The following is a 15,290-nucleotide window of genomic DNA, read 5'->3' as shown; positions in this document are numbered from 1 at the left end:
GGCACCGACGTGCGCCGGTGCCTGATTTAGATTACTGGAAAGCGTAACTTAGCGTCAGGCCGACGCTGTAATTACGCCCCGGTGCGGGTTCGTAATACCGGCCATTGCTCTCATTAACGATGACCGAGCCAATATAGTGGCGATCGAGCAGATTATCCACGCGACCAAACAGATCCAGCGTCCAGTTCTGCACCAGCCATTTATAGCCGCTGTTCAGTCCCACCACCGTATACGCCGGCGCTTTGACATCATTCTGGTCGTTGGCCGCAATGTCGCTCAGGTAGCGCAGGTCGCCGCCGGCATACCAGCCTTGCTCCGGCGCGTAGGCCAGTCCGGCATAGGCCATATTGCGTGCTATACCGGGGATGCGCTTGCCGTCACAGCTGTCGCTGCCGCAGGCGTTACTGCGGTAGCGCGCGTCGAGCAGCGTCCACGCAGCTTTCAGGTGCCAGTCATAGCCAAACTGCTGATCGAGCCCGAGTTCCAGGCCACGGCGGCGCGTCTCACCGGCGTTTTTGTAGCTGGTGCGGCCTTCGTAACTGCTGTCTGACACGATCTCGTTTTTGGTATCGGTCTGAAACAGCGCGGCGGTCAGTAGGCCGTTGCCGAGGCGTTTTTTGCTGCCGAGCTCCACGGTATTGCTGGTGGCTGGCTGCAGGTTGAGATTGAGCCCGGCCTGATCCGCCGCTCGGTAGGAGAGTTCATTGAGCGTCGGCGTTTCAAAGCCGCGACCGGCGGAAACATAGGCGTTCCAGCCATCATCAATCGCGTATTTGAGCGAGGCCGCAGGCAGCCAGCGGTGGTAGCGGCGATTGCCGCTGTCATCCGGATCGCTGGCGGTCACGTAATAGTCGTTAGCATCGAAATTGACCGTGCTGAAGCGCACGCCGGCGTCCAGCGACCAGCGATCGCTCAGCTGCCACGCGGTCTGCAGATAGGGATCGAGGTTCCACATCAGGTTGCGCTCGTTGCGGCGCAGATCACCCCGCACGCCGTAGTCGGTGGCACCATCACTACGGGTAAAGTTCTGATAGCCTTTGCGCTTCTCGCTCATGGTCTCATAGTCGAGGCCGCCGGTCAGGGTCACCGGCAGCGTCAACAGCGTAGCGCGGTGCGTCCAGCGGGTATCAATGCCCTGGTAGTGGCGCGCCAGTGAAATGACACCACCGGGATAGCCGGCTTTCAGCTGGGTCGCCAGCGGGATGGACTGATACTGGGTGGTTTCGCGCTCACCGGCATAGAGCATCACGCTGAGATCGTCGTTGTCGCTCATCTGGCGCTGGTAGTGCAGGCCCGCCTGGGTCTGGTCGACGGTTTTACGCGCGTTGTACAGCGTGACGTTGCTGGCCACCTGGCGCGGATTATCACGCCACTGATCCGGCGTCAGGCCGCCCGGATCCTGCGCCTCAACGTGAACGCTGTTGAACAGCAGCGTCAGGGTGCTGACATCGTCAATGCGCACGCCAAGCCTGGCATTGCCGAGGTTTTTCTGCGCGGCGCTGTGGTCACGATAGCCGTGCGTGGTGAAGCGCGAAGCCGACACCGTATAGTCAACATCGCCGGCATGGCTGCCATCACCGGTGGCACCGCTCGCTTTCACGCTGTTGCGCCAGCTGCCGTAGCTGCCGTACCAGCTACTGGCTTCCAGCGTGGTCGGCTGCTGGCCGCGCTGGGTTTCCACATTGATCACGCCGCCCGATGCGTTGCCGTACAGCGCGGAGAACGGGCCGCGCAGCACTTCCACGCGATCGATTGAACCGATATCGATATTCGAGGTTTGCCCCTGACCATCCGGCATGCTGGCCGGAATGCCGTCAACGTACAGGCGAATGCCGCGCAGGCCGAAGGTGGAACGCGAACCAAAGCCGCGCACTGAAATCTGCAGGTCCTGCGCATAATCCTGGCGGTTCTGGATTTGCAGACCCGGTACGCTGGTGAGGTTTTCAGACAGGTTAACGCGCGGTGCGGCGTGGCGCATATCGTCGCCGCTGACGACGCTGACCGCCGCCGGGGTATCCAGCTCAGAGAGTCCACTGGCCGCGGGCGCGGCGCTCACCACCAGGGTATTGCTGGCATTGTCCGCCGCCAGCAGCGGCAGCGGCAGGAGTGCAGGCAGCATCAGCAACGGCGCCTGTCGCAAAAGAGCAATTTTCATTTTAATAACCGTAAAAGACGTGAAATGAACCAATCGGGACATTTATCGCGCGTATGTTAATCGTTTTAGCGCGGGTTTGAAAAGCGTTAATAGTAGGGCAGAACCCTGTTAAGTGTGGCGGGAAAAATGTCCTTTCACCGCACCTCTGGCCTGGCTGTCAGCCCCAATTTCTGTCAGTGTGATCGTTTTGCCTGCGGTAAGAAGAAGGAGAAAACATGAGTCAGCAACCTGTAGTGGCGGTACTGGGATTAGGCGCGATGGGACACGCATTTGCCGCCAATCTGTTGAAGAAAGGCTTTATCGTGCGCGGCTGGAACCGCACGCGTGCCAAAGGTGAAGATCTGGTGGCCGCAGGCCTGACGCTGAGCGACAGCGCCGCGCAGGCTGTGGAAGGCGCAGACGTGGTGATTGCCATGCTGGCGGACGGCGCTACCACGCGCGCCACGCTAAGCCAGGTGCAGAACTCAATGCAGCAGGGGGCTACCGTGGCGCAGATGGGCACCATCGGCGTTGAAGCGACCGACGCGCTGATCGCCGAGCTGGCGGCCGCACGGCCGGACGTGGTGTTTATTGATGCGCCGGTCTCCGGTACCAAAGCGCCGGCTGAAAACGCGCAGATTCTGGTGATGGCCAGCGGCGACCGGCAGCGCGCCCAGGCGGCGGAGCAGGTGTTCGCCGCGATTGGTAAAGGGACGCAGTGGCTGGGTGCCGCCGGTGCCAGCTCGCGCATGAAGCTGGTGGTGAATAGCTGGCTGATTGGCCTGATGCAGAGTCTTGCCGAAAGCACCCGGCTGGCAGAGCAATTCGGTTTCACTACCGACGATCTCTGGCAGGTGCTGGAAGGCGGTCCGCTGGCAGCGCCGTACGCCAAAATGAAACTCGGCATGATTGCAAGCGGCGACTTTACGCCGCAGATGCATTTGATCTGGGCGCTGAAGGATGCGCGGCTGGCGCTGGACGCAGCCGGCGACGCTTCTCTGCCGGCGCTGGAAAACATCGTCGATGTCTGGCAGCAGGCGGTCGATGCCGGTTATGGCGAGCAGGATCTGGCGGCGGTTTATCAGTACCTGAAACGCTAAATGAGTCAGCGGCTCGACTTTGACTTCTCGCAGCGTCCGCTGGTGCCGTATGCGCACGATTACGCGCACGGCGATGCGGAGCCGTGGCACTATCACCACTGCGCGCAGCTGATCCATACCCTGAGCGGCGTGGTGAAAGTGGAAACGCAACACGGCAGCTGGATTGTGCCGCCCAGCCGCGGCGTGTGGCTACCGGCCGGCACGCGTCATGCGCTGCACATCGTTGGCAGCGTGGCGGCGCGCACGCTGTTTGTCGATCCGCTGGCGCGCGCCGATCTGCCCGCCAGCTGTCAGGTGGTGCAGATATCGCCGCTGCTGCGGGAGCTGATTGTCAGCGCGCTCACGCTGCCGGAGCATTACGCGTCCGGCAGTCGCGCCGAGCGCATTTACGAGCTAATTCTCGATGAAATTCGCGTGATGGACGTGCTGCCGTTCGGCCTGCCACTGCCGCACAGCGACCGGTTGCTGGCGCTGTGCCAGCAGATTCAGCAGGCGCCGGGCGAGAGCTGGACGCTGGCGCGCGCGGCGGCGCAGCTGTGTGTGGCGGAGCGGACACTGGCGCGCCATTTCAGTCGCGAAACCGGTTTGCAGTTTAGCGACTGGCTGCGGCGTGCCCGGCTGAGCGTGGCGCTGACCCGGCTGGCACAGGGCGATACGGTGCTGGCCGTGGCGCTCGATCTCGGCTACGACAGCCCGAGCGCCTTCAGCGCCATGTTTCGTCGCGTGCTGGGCGTTACGCCAGCGAACTACTTTCCGGCGGCAGAAAAGCGCCCGCCGCGTTAAGCAATGCCTGCAGCGAGGCGCGCGTCACGTCATTATCAATACCCACGCCCCACGCACGCTCGCCACGCGGCGTGATGCAGCTGATATAGCACACCGAACGGCTGTCGCTGCGTTTGCCCAGCGTGTGTTCATGGTAATCCTCAATGGTTACGGTCAGATCGTAGCGCTGACGCAGCGCGGCCACCGCCGCTGACAGCAGACCGTTGCCGCGCCCTTCCAGGGTCAGCTGCTGCGGACCCTGCTGCAGGCGCGCTTTAATCCGCGTCTCGCCCTGATCATCGCTATGGCTCTCTGCCTGCAGCAGGCGACACCGTGGCTGTTGCAGGCCGTACTGCTGACAGAACAGCTGCCACAGCGCGTGGTGCGTCATCTCCTGGCCGTGAGCATCGGTCTGCTGCTGCACGCAGCGGCTGAAATCCTGCTGCAGGCCGCGCGGCAGTTGCAGGCCGTGATTTTGTTCCAGCAGCCAGGCGGCACCGCCTTTACCGGACTGGCTGTTCACGCGGATCACCGCTTCATAGCTGCAGCCGATGTCCAGCGGATCGAGCGGCAGGTAGGGCATTTGCCATACCACTTCATTATGCGCGCTGCGTTCGGCAAAGCCTTTGCGAATGGCATCCTGATGCGAGCCGGAGAAGGCGGTAAACACCAGTTCGCCGGCGTAAGGATGGCGCGGATGGACCGGCAGTTGGTTACAGCGCGTCACCACTTCCAGCACCTCGCGCATATCGCTAAAGTCCAGCTCAGGCGTCACGCCCTGGGTATAGAGATTCAGAGCCAGCGTCACCAGATCGACGTTGCCGGTGCGCTCGCCGTTACCAAACAGACAGCCTTCAACGCGATCGGCGCCGGCCAGCAGCGCCAGCTCGGCGCAGGCGATGCCGGTGCCGCGATCGTTATGTGGATGGACGCTGATGGCCACCTGCGAGCGCTGGCTGAAGTGGCGACAGAAATACTCGATCTGGTCGGCATAGACGTTGGGCGTGTTGACTTCCACCGTGGCGGGCAGATTGATGATCATCGGCCGCTGCGGTCCCGGCTGCCAGATGGCGGCGACCGCTTCACAGATTTCCAGCGCAAATTCCGGCTCGGTAAAGCAGAAGGTTTCCGGCGAGTACTGAAAGGTCCAGTGTGTGGCGGGCTGCGCCGCACAGCGTGCGCGGATTTGCCGCGCGGCGGCGCAGGCCAGCTCGACAATTTCAGCTTTGCTTTGACGAAATACGCGCTCACGGAACAGCGGGGCGGTGGCGTTATACAGATGGATAATCGCCTGCGGCGCGTCACGCAGCGCTGCAAAGGTGCGATCGATTAAATCGCCGCGCGCCTGGGTTAATACCTGAATAGTGACGTCGTGAGGGATGTGCTGCTGTTCAATCAGCAGGCGCACAAAATCAAAATCGGTTTGCGAGGCGGCGGGAAACGCTACTTCAATCTCTTTAAAGCCGCAGCGCAGCAGCAGTTGCCAGAATGCTAATTTGCGCGCGCTGTCCATCGGCGTAGCCAGCGCCTGATTGCCATCGCGCAAATCGGTTGAGAGCCAGCGCGGCGTGCGGGTGATCTGGCGTGACGGCCACTGGCGATCCGCCAGATTGATGACAGGCCACGGGCGATATTTTTCAGCAGGTTGAGTCAGCATGGGGGTCTCCTTGAGGTCTGCCTGTAGTCTGCAGTAACCTGCCGGACGCGGCTCACGCATAGCTGACAACCCGGCGTGCAAAACTGACAGCTGCCGCAGCGATACCCGTCAGTTAAACCCTACTGTGCTTCGATCCCGTGTTTTTTCATCATCGCGCGCAGCTGATGATAAGTAACGCGCAACAGTTCAGCGGCGCGGCGCTGGTTGTATCGCGCCTGTTGCAGACTGGCTTCGACCAGTGCGCGCTCCTGCTGGTTTTGCCACTGGCGTAAATCCAGCGGCAGCGCCGGCAGGGCGTTTTCACGCTGTTCTGCTGCTGGCTCTGTTACCGCAGGAGCGCTGCGTGGCGCAAACGGATTGATGATGATGGTGTCGAGCGCCTGTTCGGTGCTGTGATGACGGTACACCGAGCGCTCCACCACGTTTTTCAGTTCACGCACGTTGCCCGGCCAGCTGTGCTGTAACAGGGTGAGCTGAGCGCGCTCGCTAAAGCCGGGAAACAGCGCCAGGCCCAGCTCGCGGCACATCTGAATGGCAAAATGCTCGGCCATCACCAGGATATCGCTGCGGCGCTCGCGCAGCGGCGGCAGCTGGACGACATCGAACGCCAGACGATCAAGCAGGTCGGCGCGAAAACGGCCGGCGGCGGCCAGCGCGGGCAGATCCTCATTGGTAGCGCACACCAGACGCACGTTAACCTGCAGCGACTGATTGCCGCCAACGCGTTCCAGCTGGCCATACTCAATCACGCGCAGCAGTTTCTCCTGCACCAGCATCGGCGCAGTGGCAAGCTCATCCAGAAACAGCGTGCCACCATCGGCGCGCTCAAAGCGGCCAAGGTGGCGCTTCTGGGCGCCGGTAAAGGCACCGGCTTCATGGCCGAACAGCTCGGAATCCAGCAGGTTTTCATTCAGCGCGGCGCAGTTAAGCGAAATAAACGGCCCCTGCCAGCGGTCGGAGAGGTAGTGCAGGCGGCTGGCAATCAGCTCTTTACCGGTACCGCGTTCGCCAGTCACCAGCACCGGTTTCTCCAGCGGCGCCAGTTTCGATACCTGTTCCAGCACCTCTAAAAAGTTATTCGACTCGCCCAGCAGATTGTCTTTACCGTTTGCCATGATGAAATTCACCACTGATTAATTAATTTCACTACCTTAACGGATTGCGCGGCGCGTGTAAAACAGTCAAACCCAGTAAAATCAGCACATTAAAAACTGGCACGCATCTTGTATTAGTCATGAGCGTAAAGACATGACAACCAGAGGAACATCATTATGGGTATTTTTTCTCGTTTCGCCGATATCGTGAACGCTAACATCAACTCGCTGCTGGAGCGTGCCGAAGATCCGCAGAAACTGGTACGCCTGATGATTCAGGAAATGGAAGACACGCTGGTGGAAGTACGTTCCACCTCGGCCCGCGCGCTGGCAGAAAAGAAACAGCTGCTGCGCCGTATTGAGCAGGCCGAAACTCAGCAGGCCGAATGGCAGGAAAAAGCTGAGCTGGCGCTGAGTAAAGAGAAAGAAGATTTAGCCCGTTCGGCGCTGATTGAGAAACAGAAGCTGACCGATTTGATCGCTGCGCTGCAGCAGGAAGCCAGCCACGTTGAAGAGACGCTGGATCGCATGAAAGGCGAGATTGGCGAGCTGGAGAAAAAACTCAGCGAAACCCGCGCCCGTCAGCAGGCCCTGACGCTGCGTCACCAGGCGGCTTCATCGTCACGCGATGTGCGTCGTCAGCTCGACAGCGGCAAGCTGGATGAGGCGATGGCACGCTTCGAGTCGTTTGAACGTCGCATCGATCACATGGAAGCAGAAGCGGAAAGCCAGCGCTTCGGTAAAAGCAAAACGCTGGACCAGCAGTTTGCCGATCTGAAAGCCGATGACGAAATCAGCCAGCAGTTGGCTGCGCTGAAAGCCAAAATGAACCGCAGCGAGTGATCGCCCCGGGCCTGCTAACGGGCCCGGATTGCCGGGTGTACTGAAAAAGGAGAGTCAATGAGCGCACTATTTCTGGCCATACCGTTAACGATCTTCGTGCTGTTTGTGGCACCGATCTGGTTATGGCTGCACTACAGCAACAAACGCAACGGCGGGACGCTTTCGTCCGGTGACCTGCAGCGCCTGCAGCAGCTGACGCAGGAAGCGCGCCGCATGCGTGATCGGGTCGAGGCGCTGGAAGCGATCCTCGATGCCGAACACCCGAACTGGAGGCAGCCATGATGAACGGACGCAAACTGTGGCGTATTCCGCAGCAGGGCAAAGTGCGCGGCGTGTGTGCCGGGCTGGCCGAGTACCTGGACATTCCGGTGCGGCTGCTGCGTGTGATTGTGGTGCTGTCGCTGTTTTTAGGTCTGTTTATGATCACCGTGACCGCCTATTTTATCCTTGGCTACGTGCTGGATGAAAAACCGCTGGACGCACCCTCTGAGCGCACACCAACGGCGCGCGAACTGCTGGATGAGCTGGAAAATACGCTCACCGCGGATGAGCGTAACGTACGCGATATTGAGCGTTACGTGACCTCAGAAACCTTCAGCGTACGCAGCCGTTTCCGCCAGATTTAATCCCTGTCGCGGGCCCGTCAGCGGGTCCGCTGCTCTAAGAGAGGCGCTATGCATACGCAACGTTTAACTGCTCTGCGCCGCCGCGCAACGCCTGCGTTGAAGTCGGCGGGAAAATTCATCATCATCAGTGCAGTAACTTATGCGCCCGGCGGCCTGGCCGGCTGGGCAGTGAAATCGGTGGCGCGCCGTCCGCTGCGCCTGTTGCTGGCGGCCGCCCTGGAACCGTTGCTGAGTAAGGCGTTTAACCGCCTGTCGGCACGTTTCATCAGGGAGAGCGATGAAAAGACTGCAAAATGAATTGATGGGGCTGATGAACCGCGGCGTGGATCGCCATCTGCGCCTCGCCGTCACCGGCCTGAGCAGCAGCGGTAAAACCGCGTTTATCACCTCGCTGGTTAACCAGCTGCTCAATGTCCACAGCGGCGCGCGTCTGCCGCTGTTTTCCGTGGTGCGCGAAGAGCGGCTGCTGGGCGTGAAGCGCGTACCCCAGCGTGAGCTGGGCACGCCGCGCTTTACCTATGATGAAGGGCTGGCCCAGCTGTACGGCACGCCGCCGATGTGGCCGACCCCGACGCGTGGCGTCAGCGAGATGCGCCTGGCGCTGCGCTACCGGCCGGATCAGTCTCTGCTGCGCCATTTCAAAGATACCGCCACCCTTTACCTCGAAATTGTCGATTATCCCGGCGAGTGGCTGCTCGATCTGCCGATGCTGGCGCAGGATTATCTTAGCTGGTCACGCCAGATGGTCGGCCTGCTGCAGGGCGATCGTCAGCAGTGGGCCGCGCGCTGGCACAGCCTGAGCGCCGATCTCGACCCGTTCGCGCCCGCCGATGAAAACCGCCTGGCGGAGATCGCCGCCGCCTGGACCGACTACCTGCATCAGTGCAAAACCGAAGGATTGCACTTCATCCAGCCGGGACGTTTTGTTTTGCCGGGTGACATGGCTGGCGCGCCGGCACTGCAGTTTTTCCCGTGGCCCAACGTTGATGAACAGCAGGCCGGCAAGCTGTTACAGGCGCCGGCCGGCAGCAATTTCGCCATGCTGCAGCAGCGTTTTCACTACTACTGTCAGCATGTGGTGAAAGGGTTTTATAAAAATCACTTCCTGCGCTTCGATCGCCAGATCGTGCTGGTCGACTGCCTGCAGCCGCTCAACAGTGGACCGCAGGCGTTCAATGATATGCGGCTGGCGCTGACCCAGCTGATGCAAAGTTTTCACTATGGCCAGCGCACGCTGTTCCGCCGTCTGTTCTCGCCGGTCATCGATAAGTTGCTGTTTGCCGCCACCAAGGCCGATCACATCACTGCCGATCAGCACGCCAATATGGTGTCGCTGCTGCAGCAGCTGGTGCAGGACGCGTGGCAGAACGCCGCGTTTGAAGGCATCAGCATGGATTGTCTGGGGCTGGCGTCGGTGCAGGCGACCGAGAGCGGGCTGGTGGATCATCGCGGAGAAAAATTACCGGCGCTGCGCGGTCATCGCCTCGCCGACGGTGAACCGCTGACCTTTTACCCGGGCGAAGTACCGCCGCGCCTGCCGGGCAATAGCTTCTGGCAGCAGCAGGGGTTTCAGTTTGAACAGTTCCGGCCGCAGCAGCTGGATGTCGATCGGCCGTTGCCGCATATCCGCATGGATGCTGCGCTGGAATTTTTACTGGGAGATAAATTGCGATGAGCGACGAAACGCCACTCAAACCACGGATAGATTTTGCCCGTCCGTTGCAGGAGCCTGCGGAGCCAGCCCTGCGCGCGGCACACACCTTTAGCAGCGACGCGCAACAGGGGTTTCTGGTGACGCCTGACGCGGAGCCGCTGGAAGAGGGCGCCGGCGAGAAAGTGGTGGAAGCCGCGCTGCGGCCAAAGCGCAGCCTGTGGCGCAAAATGGTGGGCGTCGGGCTGGGTATCTTTGGCATTAGCGTGGTGGCGCAGGGCGCCCAGTGGCTGCACGATGCCTGGCTGACGCGCGACTGGTTTGCACTGGGCAGCGGCGTGGCCGGTGGGCTGATTGTCGCCGCCGGCGCGGGCGCGCTGATTGGCGAATGGCGTCGGCTGTATCGTCTGCGTCAGCGGGCGGAAGAGCGTGACGTGGGCCGTGAACTGCTGGCCAGCCACGGCATCGGCAAAGGCCGGGTGTTCTGTGAAAAGCTGGCGCGCCAGGCGCAGCTGGATCAGGCGCATCCGGCACTGCAGCGCTGGCACGCGGCGCTGCACGAAACCCATAACGACCGCGAAATTGTCACGCTGTATGCCCAGCTGGTGCAGCCGGTGCTGGACCGGCAGGCGCGGCGCGAAATCAGCCGCCACGCGGCAGAATCGACGCTGATGATTGCCGTCAGCCCGCTGGCGCTGGTGGACATGGCGTTTATCGCCTGGCGCAACCTGCGGCTGGTGAACCGCATCGCGGCCATCTACGGCATTGAACTCGGCTACTTCAGTCGCATCCGGCTGTTCCGGCTGGTATTACTGAATATGGCGTTTGCCGGGGCGTCAGAGCTGGTGCGCGAAGTCGGTATGGACTGGATGTCGCAGGACATCGCCGCCCGTCTCTCGGCGCGTGCGGCGCAGGGCATTGGTGCCGGGCTGCTAACCGCCCGGCTGGGGATCAAAGCCATGGAATTATGCCGTCCGCTGCCGTGGCTGGCGGAGGACAAACCGCGGCTCGGCGATTTCCGCCGTGAACTGGTGGGACAGCTTAAAGAATCGCTGGCCAAAAGTGGTGATAAAGCAGGTCAGGCTGCTAAATAATCTCACCTTGTCTGCCTTTCACGCTGCCGATGGCGTGAAAGGTGAAATTATCTGTGCTCAGAGTGATTTCTGGCGGGGTTATTGTTGGTTGTTCCGCTACACTTCTCTTCGTCACCTGCCTCAGAGTGTCAACTTTTCATGACAGAACCCTTCTGAGGCGCTGCAAGTTAGCGTATTATCTCTAAAATCAAAACCTGACTAAGGCTCATCGCAATGCGTTTGGAAGTTTTCTGCCAGGACCGTATCGGTCTGGCGCGCGAGCTACTCGACCTGCTGGTTGCCCGTAATATTGACCTGCGCGGCATTGAAATTGCCTCGCTGGGCCGCATCTACCTTAACTTTTCTGCGCTGGAATTTGACGCATTTAGCAACCTGATGGCGGAGATTCGCCGTACACCGGGCGTGACAGACGTTCGCACCGTGTCTTTCATGCCGTCTGAACGTGAACATCGCGCGCTGAGCGCGCTGCTGGTGGCGATGCCCGAGCCGGTGTTCTCCCTCGACCTGAAAGGTAAAGTCGAACTGGCGAATCCGGCGGCGCAGAACCTGTTTAACCTTGACGAACAGAAGATTCGTAACCAGAACGCCGGCACGCTGATTGCCGGCTTTAATTTCCAGCGCTGGCTGGAGAGTGAACGTGTTGACGCGCAGGCGCAGCATGTGGTCATCCAGGGGCGTGATTTCCTCATGGAAGCGCGCCCGATCTATCTGGCGCAGGAAGATGAGCAGAACGACCAGCCGGTAGGCGCGATGATCACCCTGAAATCCACTGCACGCATGGGGCGGCAGTTGCAGAACCTCAGCGTCACCGATGACTCCGAATTCGATCACATCGTGGCGGTGACGCCGAAAATGCGTCAGGTGATCGACCAGGCGCGCAAGCTGGCGATGCACGATGCGCCGCTGCTGATTGTTGGCGACACCGGCACCGGTAAAGATATGCTGGCACGCGCCTGCCATCTGCGCAGCGCACGCGGCAAAAAACCGTTCCTGGCGCTCAACTGCGGATCGATCCCGGATGACGTCGCTGAAAGCGAGCTGTTTGGTCACGCGGCGGGCGCGTATCCCAACGCGCTGGAAGGCAAGAAGGGCTTCTTTGAGCAGGCGAACGGCGGCTCGGTGCTGCTGGATGAAATCGGCGAGATGTCGCCGCGCATGCAGACCAAACTGCTGCGCTTCCTGAACGATGGCACCTTCCGCCGCGTCGGCGAGGATCATGAAGTGCATGTGGATGTGCGCGTGATCTGCGCCACGCAAAAGAATCTGATTGAGCTGGTGCAGCGCGGCGAGTTCCGCGAAGACCTGTTCTATCGTTTGAACGTGCTGACGCTGAATCTGCCACCGCTGCGCGAACGTCCGCTGGATATTCTGCCGCTCACCGAAATGTTTGTGGCGCGCTTTGCGGATGAGCAGGGGCTGCCGCGCCCGCGTTTGTCACCGCAGCTGACGCCGTTCCTGACGCGCTATAACTGGCCGGGCAACGTGCGCCAGTTGAAAAATGCGCTGTATCGCGCGCTCACGCAGCTGGAAGGTTATGAACTGCGTCCGCAGGATATCGTGCTGCCGGAGCAGGCGCTGGATGTGTCGCTGGGCGAAGAGGCAATGGAAGGGTCGCTGGATGAAATTACCAGCCGTTTTGAGCGTTCAGTGCTGACTCGTCTCTATCTGTCGTATCCCAGCACGCGTAAACTGGCGAAACGCCTTGGGGTGTCACACACCGCGATTGCCAACAAGCTGCGCGAATATGGCCTCGGTCAGAAACGCAGCGAAGGCGAATAATCCGCGTTCTGTATCAACAAGCCGTCTGTGACAGACGGCTTTTTTATCAGCAATAGCCTTACTTCAGCGCTGCCAGTGCCGCTTCATAGTTCGGCTCTTCGGTGATTTCATTCACCAGCTCGCTGTACAGCACCTTGTCGTTCTCATCCAGCACCACCACGGCGCGAGCGGTCAGGCCTTTCAGCGGGCCATCGGCGATGGCAACGCCGTAACCTTCAATGAATTCTGCACCGCGCAGCGTAGACAGGGTCACTACGTTGTTGACGTTCTCGGCGCCGCAGAAGCGCGATTGCGCAAACGGCAGATCGGCAGAGATGCACAGCACCACGGTGTTGTCAGCTTCGCCAGAACGCTCGTTGAATTTGCGCACCGACGCGGCGCACACGCCGGTATCAATGCTTGGGAAAATGTTCAGAACTTTGCGTTTGCCTGCATACTGAGAAAGGGACACATCACTGAGATCTTTCGCTACCAGGTTGAACGGTTTTGCCTGCTCGCCAGCCTGCGGGAAGTGGCCGGCAACCGGCACCGGATTGCCCTGAAAGTGAACATTCTGCGACATACAATTTCCTTTTAACGATGAAAAATCTGGCGTTAACCCCACCAGAACAGGTATAGCGTTTGTTTATGACATAAATTTTAAGGGTTTACGAGCCTAATTCAACGTGGAGTTGCACCAGCACGTTATGACGTCATGGATTTGAGGAGTCAGTATGAGAACAGTGAAAAGTTATCCGGAAGCCTGGCCGCTGCACTCGCCGTTTGTGATTTCGCGCGGCAGCCGCACCGAGGCGCACGTGGTGGTGGTGGAGATTGAGCAGGATGGCCTCAAAGGGATTGGCGAGGCCACGCCCTACGCGCGCTATGGCGAAAGTGAGGCTTCGGTGCTGCAGCAGATTGCTTCACAGCTCGGTGCGTTACAAAACGGCATGACGCGGGCGGCGCTGCAACAGGCGTTGCCGGCCGGTGCCGCGCGCAACGCGATTGATTGCGCGCTGTGGGATCTGGAGCGCCAGCAGCAGCGCACCAGCCTGGCGGCGCTGTGTGAGGCGGTGCCGGCACAGGAGATCGTCACGGCGCATACCGTCAGCATCGATACGCCAGAAGCGATGGCCAGCAGCGCGCTGGCGCTGTGGCAGCACGGCGCGCGCCTGCTGAAAATTAAGCTGGATAACCATCTGATCAGCGAACGGCTGGTGGCGATCCGCAGTGCGGTGCCGGACGCCACGCTGATCGTCGATGCCAATGAGTCCTGGCAGGCAGAAGGGCTGGCGGCGCGCTGCCAGCTGCTGGCGGATTTGCAGGTGGCGATGCTGGAGCAGCCGCTGCCTGCCGCGCAGGATGCGGCGCTGGCCCATTTTATCCATCCGCTACCGATCTGTGCGGATGAGAGCTGCCACACGCGCGACAGCCTGGCAGCCCTGCACGGGCGCTACGACATGGTGAATATCAAACTGGATAAAACCGGTGGGCTGACCGAAGCGCTGGCGCTGGCCACGGCCGCGCGCGCGCAGGGATTTGCCATCATGCTGGGCTGTATGTTGTGTACCTCGCGCGCCATTCGTGCCGCGCTACCGTTAACGCCGCAGGCCACGTTTGCTGATCTCGACGGTCCGACGTGGCTGGCGGCCGATGTGGAACCGTCGCTGCACTTCTCGCACGGCGTGCTTAAGACGACGGCTGCCAGCGCAGCAGGTTGATCATCGCATCGAGATACACCTCGGTGGCTTCGTCCACCGAGATGGCCGGCATTTCGGCGGTGATGCAGGGCAGACTGAGATCGGCGCACCAGCTGCCAAACGAGCCCGGCGTGGCGTAGCCGACGCTGCTCACCACCGGCAGACCGGTTTGTTCCGCCAGCCAGCTGGCCAGCGGGCTGTGGTGCGGATCATCAATACAGGCCAGCGGTTCGTGCCAGGAGACGACCCAGCGCGGCCGGATACGATGAATCAGCTGGCACAGTGCGGCGGTTTCCGGCTCTGACGCCGGCGCGTTTCCGGTTGAGAGCAGCACATCGCGCGCGTCGGCCACGCTGTTCCAGCGATAGACGGTATCGCCGGCTTGCCAGTTGGCGGCAGGGAAGTTGCGGTTGAGATCGACACCGTTGACATTGGCGCGCAGCCCGAGCTGGCAGCCGTCCGGATTGACCGCCAGAATCACATGGTGACGCCGCAGCGTGTCCGGCAGCGTGCGCATGGCGGCGGAGAGCGTGGCCACCGCCGCGTTTTCATCGCCGTGGGTGCCGGCGATAATCAGTCCGCTGTCCTCGTCGGCCGCCGGTGCCGGAAACCACAGCAGCGGCGCACCCAGCACCGAATGTCCATATTGTTGCCAGACGGCGTCAAGCTTACCGCGCAGCGGGCGCGGGTGGTGTGTCGACATAACCTTCCTCTCTGTCATGCATCGCGTTCAGCCGCAAAAATTGTGAGCTGCCATCCAGCCTCAACATAACGGTAAACAGCAGACGGGGAAATAGCTATTTATCAATCAGCGATTTGCGATAAAGTGCGAAAAGTTGCTGGCGACGCATTGGTTTGGCCGTCGCCCTTT

15 protein-coding genes are annotated in these 15,290 nt (G+C 60.8%); 10 read left to right on the top strand and 5 right to left on the bottom strand.

The genetic code is table 11. The features are described from left to right. Positions 1-31: 31 nt before the first annotated feature. A complete protein-coding gene (pqqU, locus tag OXR61_RS01960; RefSeq protein WP_267410552.1) occupies positions 32-2,155 on the bottom strand; it encodes a TonB-dependent receptor PqqU in 2,124 nt (707 codons plus the stop codon). A 215-nt stretch (positions 2,156-2,370) separates the two neighbouring features. On the opposite strand from pqqU, the gene OXR61_RS01955 reads away from it, so the two are divergent. Together OXR61_RS01955 and OXR61_RS01950 are read left to right on the top strand one after the other, a co-directional pair. Further along, positions 2,371-3,234 (top strand): NAD(P)-dependent oxidoreductase, encoded by an 864-nt coding sequence (locus tag OXR61_RS01955; protein WP_021506143.1) that lies wholly within the window; start codon positions 2,371-2,373, stop codon positions 3,232-3,234. After that, positions 3,235-4,017, top strand: coding sequence for a helix-turn-helix transcriptional regulator (locus OXR61_RS01950; RefSeq protein WP_021506142.1), 783 nt, complete (start codon positions 3,235-3,237; stop codon positions 4,015-4,017). It begins immediately after the preceding gene. Here the strand turns inward: OXR61_RS01950 and leuA are convergent. Beyond that, positions 3,968-5,653, bottom strand: coding sequence for a 2-isopropylmalate synthase (gene leuA / locus OXR61_RS01945; RefSeq protein WP_021506141.1), 1,686 nt, complete (start codon positions 5,651-5,653; stop codon positions 3,968-3,970). The two genes, OXR61_RS01950 and leuA, sit on opposite strands and share 50 nt — an antisense overlap. 119 nt (positions 5,654-5,772) lie before the next feature. Beyond that, positions 5,773-6,768, bottom strand: coding sequence for a phage shock protein operon transcriptional activator (gene pspF / locus OXR61_RS01940; RefSeq protein WP_021506140.1), 996 nt, complete (start codon positions 6,766-6,768; stop codon positions 5,773-5,775). A gap of 156 nt (positions 6,769-6,924) precedes the next feature. Between pspF and pspA the strand changes: the two genes are divergently transcribed. The 7 genes from pspA (at position 6,925) to tyrR (ending at position 12,740) form a co-directional block, all read left to right on the top strand. Next, positions 6,925-7,590, top strand: a complete 666-nt coding sequence (gene pspA / locus OXR61_RS01935; RefSeq protein ID WP_021506139.1) for a phage shock protein PspA — start codon at positions 6,925-6,927, stop codon at positions 7,588-7,590. Positions 7,591-7,647: 57 nt separating this feature from the next. Beyond that, positions 7,648-7,872 carry an envelope stress response membrane protein PspB gene (pspB, locus tag OXR61_RS01930; RefSeq protein WP_021506138.1) on the top strand — a complete coding sequence of 75 codons (225 nt, stop codon included), beginning with the start codon at positions 7,648-7,650 and terminating at the stop codon, positions 7,870-7,872. Continuing rightward, a complete protein-coding gene (pspC, locus tag OXR61_RS01925; RefSeq protein WP_021506137.1) occupies positions 7,869-8,216 on the top strand; it encodes an envelope stress response membrane protein PspC in 348 nt (115 codons plus the stop codon). The genes pspB and pspC overlap by 4 nt, the downstream gene beginning before the upstream one ends. 48 nt (positions 8,217-8,264) lie before the next feature. Next, positions 8,265-8,513, top strand: a complete 249-nt coding sequence (gene pspD / locus OXR61_RS01920; protein WP_021506136.1) for a phage shock protein PspD — start codon at positions 8,265-8,267, stop codon at positions 8,511-8,513. Beyond that, on the top strand, positions 8,494-9,891 hold the full coding sequence (locus OXR61_RS01915) for a YcjX family protein (protein WP_031279138.1): 1,398 nt from the start codon (positions 8,494-8,496) through the stop codon (positions 9,889-9,891). The genes pspD and OXR61_RS01915 overlap by 20 nt, the downstream gene beginning before the upstream one ends. Continuing rightward, a complete protein-coding gene (locus OXR61_RS01910) occupies positions 9,888-10,961 on the top strand; it encodes a YcjF family protein (protein WP_021506134.1) in 1,074 nt (357 codons plus the stop codon). The genes OXR61_RS01915 and OXR61_RS01910 overlap by 4 nt, the downstream gene beginning before the upstream one ends. A gap of 213 nt (positions 10,962-11,174) precedes the next feature. Continuing rightward, the gene (gene tyrR / locus OXR61_RS01905) at positions 11,175-12,740 is read left to right on the top strand and encodes a transcriptional regulator TyrR (RefSeq protein WP_021506133.1); all 1,566 of its coding nucleotides are present in this window, start codon (positions 11,175-11,177) and stop codon (positions 12,738-12,740) included. 58 nt (positions 12,741-12,798) lie between these two features. Here the strand turns inward: tyrR and tpx are convergent, their stop codons facing one another. Next, complete coding sequence (tpx, locus tag OXR61_RS01900; protein ID WP_021506132.1) at positions 12,799-13,302, bottom strand: thiol peroxidase; 504 nt, start codon at positions 13,300-13,302, stop codon at positions 12,799-12,801. Positions 13,303-13,453: 151 nt separating this feature from the next. On the opposite strand from tpx, the gene ycjG reads away from it, so the two are divergent. Further along, positions 13,454-14,440, top strand: coding sequence for an L-Ala-D/L-Glu epimerase (ycjG, locus tag OXR61_RS01895; protein ID WP_021506131.1), 987 nt, complete (start codon positions 13,454-13,456; stop codon positions 14,438-14,440). On the opposite strand, the gene mpaA is transcribed toward ycjG, so the two are convergent. Further along, on the bottom strand, positions 14,409-15,122 hold the full coding sequence (mpaA, locus tag OXR61_RS01890) for a murein tripeptide amidase MpaA (protein ID WP_021506130.1): 714 nt from the start codon (positions 15,120-15,122) through the stop codon (positions 14,409-14,411). The two genes, ycjG and mpaA, sit on opposite strands and share 32 nt — an antisense overlap. Positions 15,123-15,290: the final 168 nt, after the last annotated feature.

It is taken from the genome of Pantoea sp. GM_Pan_4, from assembly GCF_026541005.1.
Taxonomy (GTDB): domain Bacteria; phylum Pseudomonadota; class Gammaproteobacteria; order Enterobacterales; family Enterobacteriaceae; genus Pantoea; species Pantoea dispersa.
Note: the sequence above shows the minus strand (reverse complement) of the source record. Positions and strands in the feature narration are given on the sequence as shown.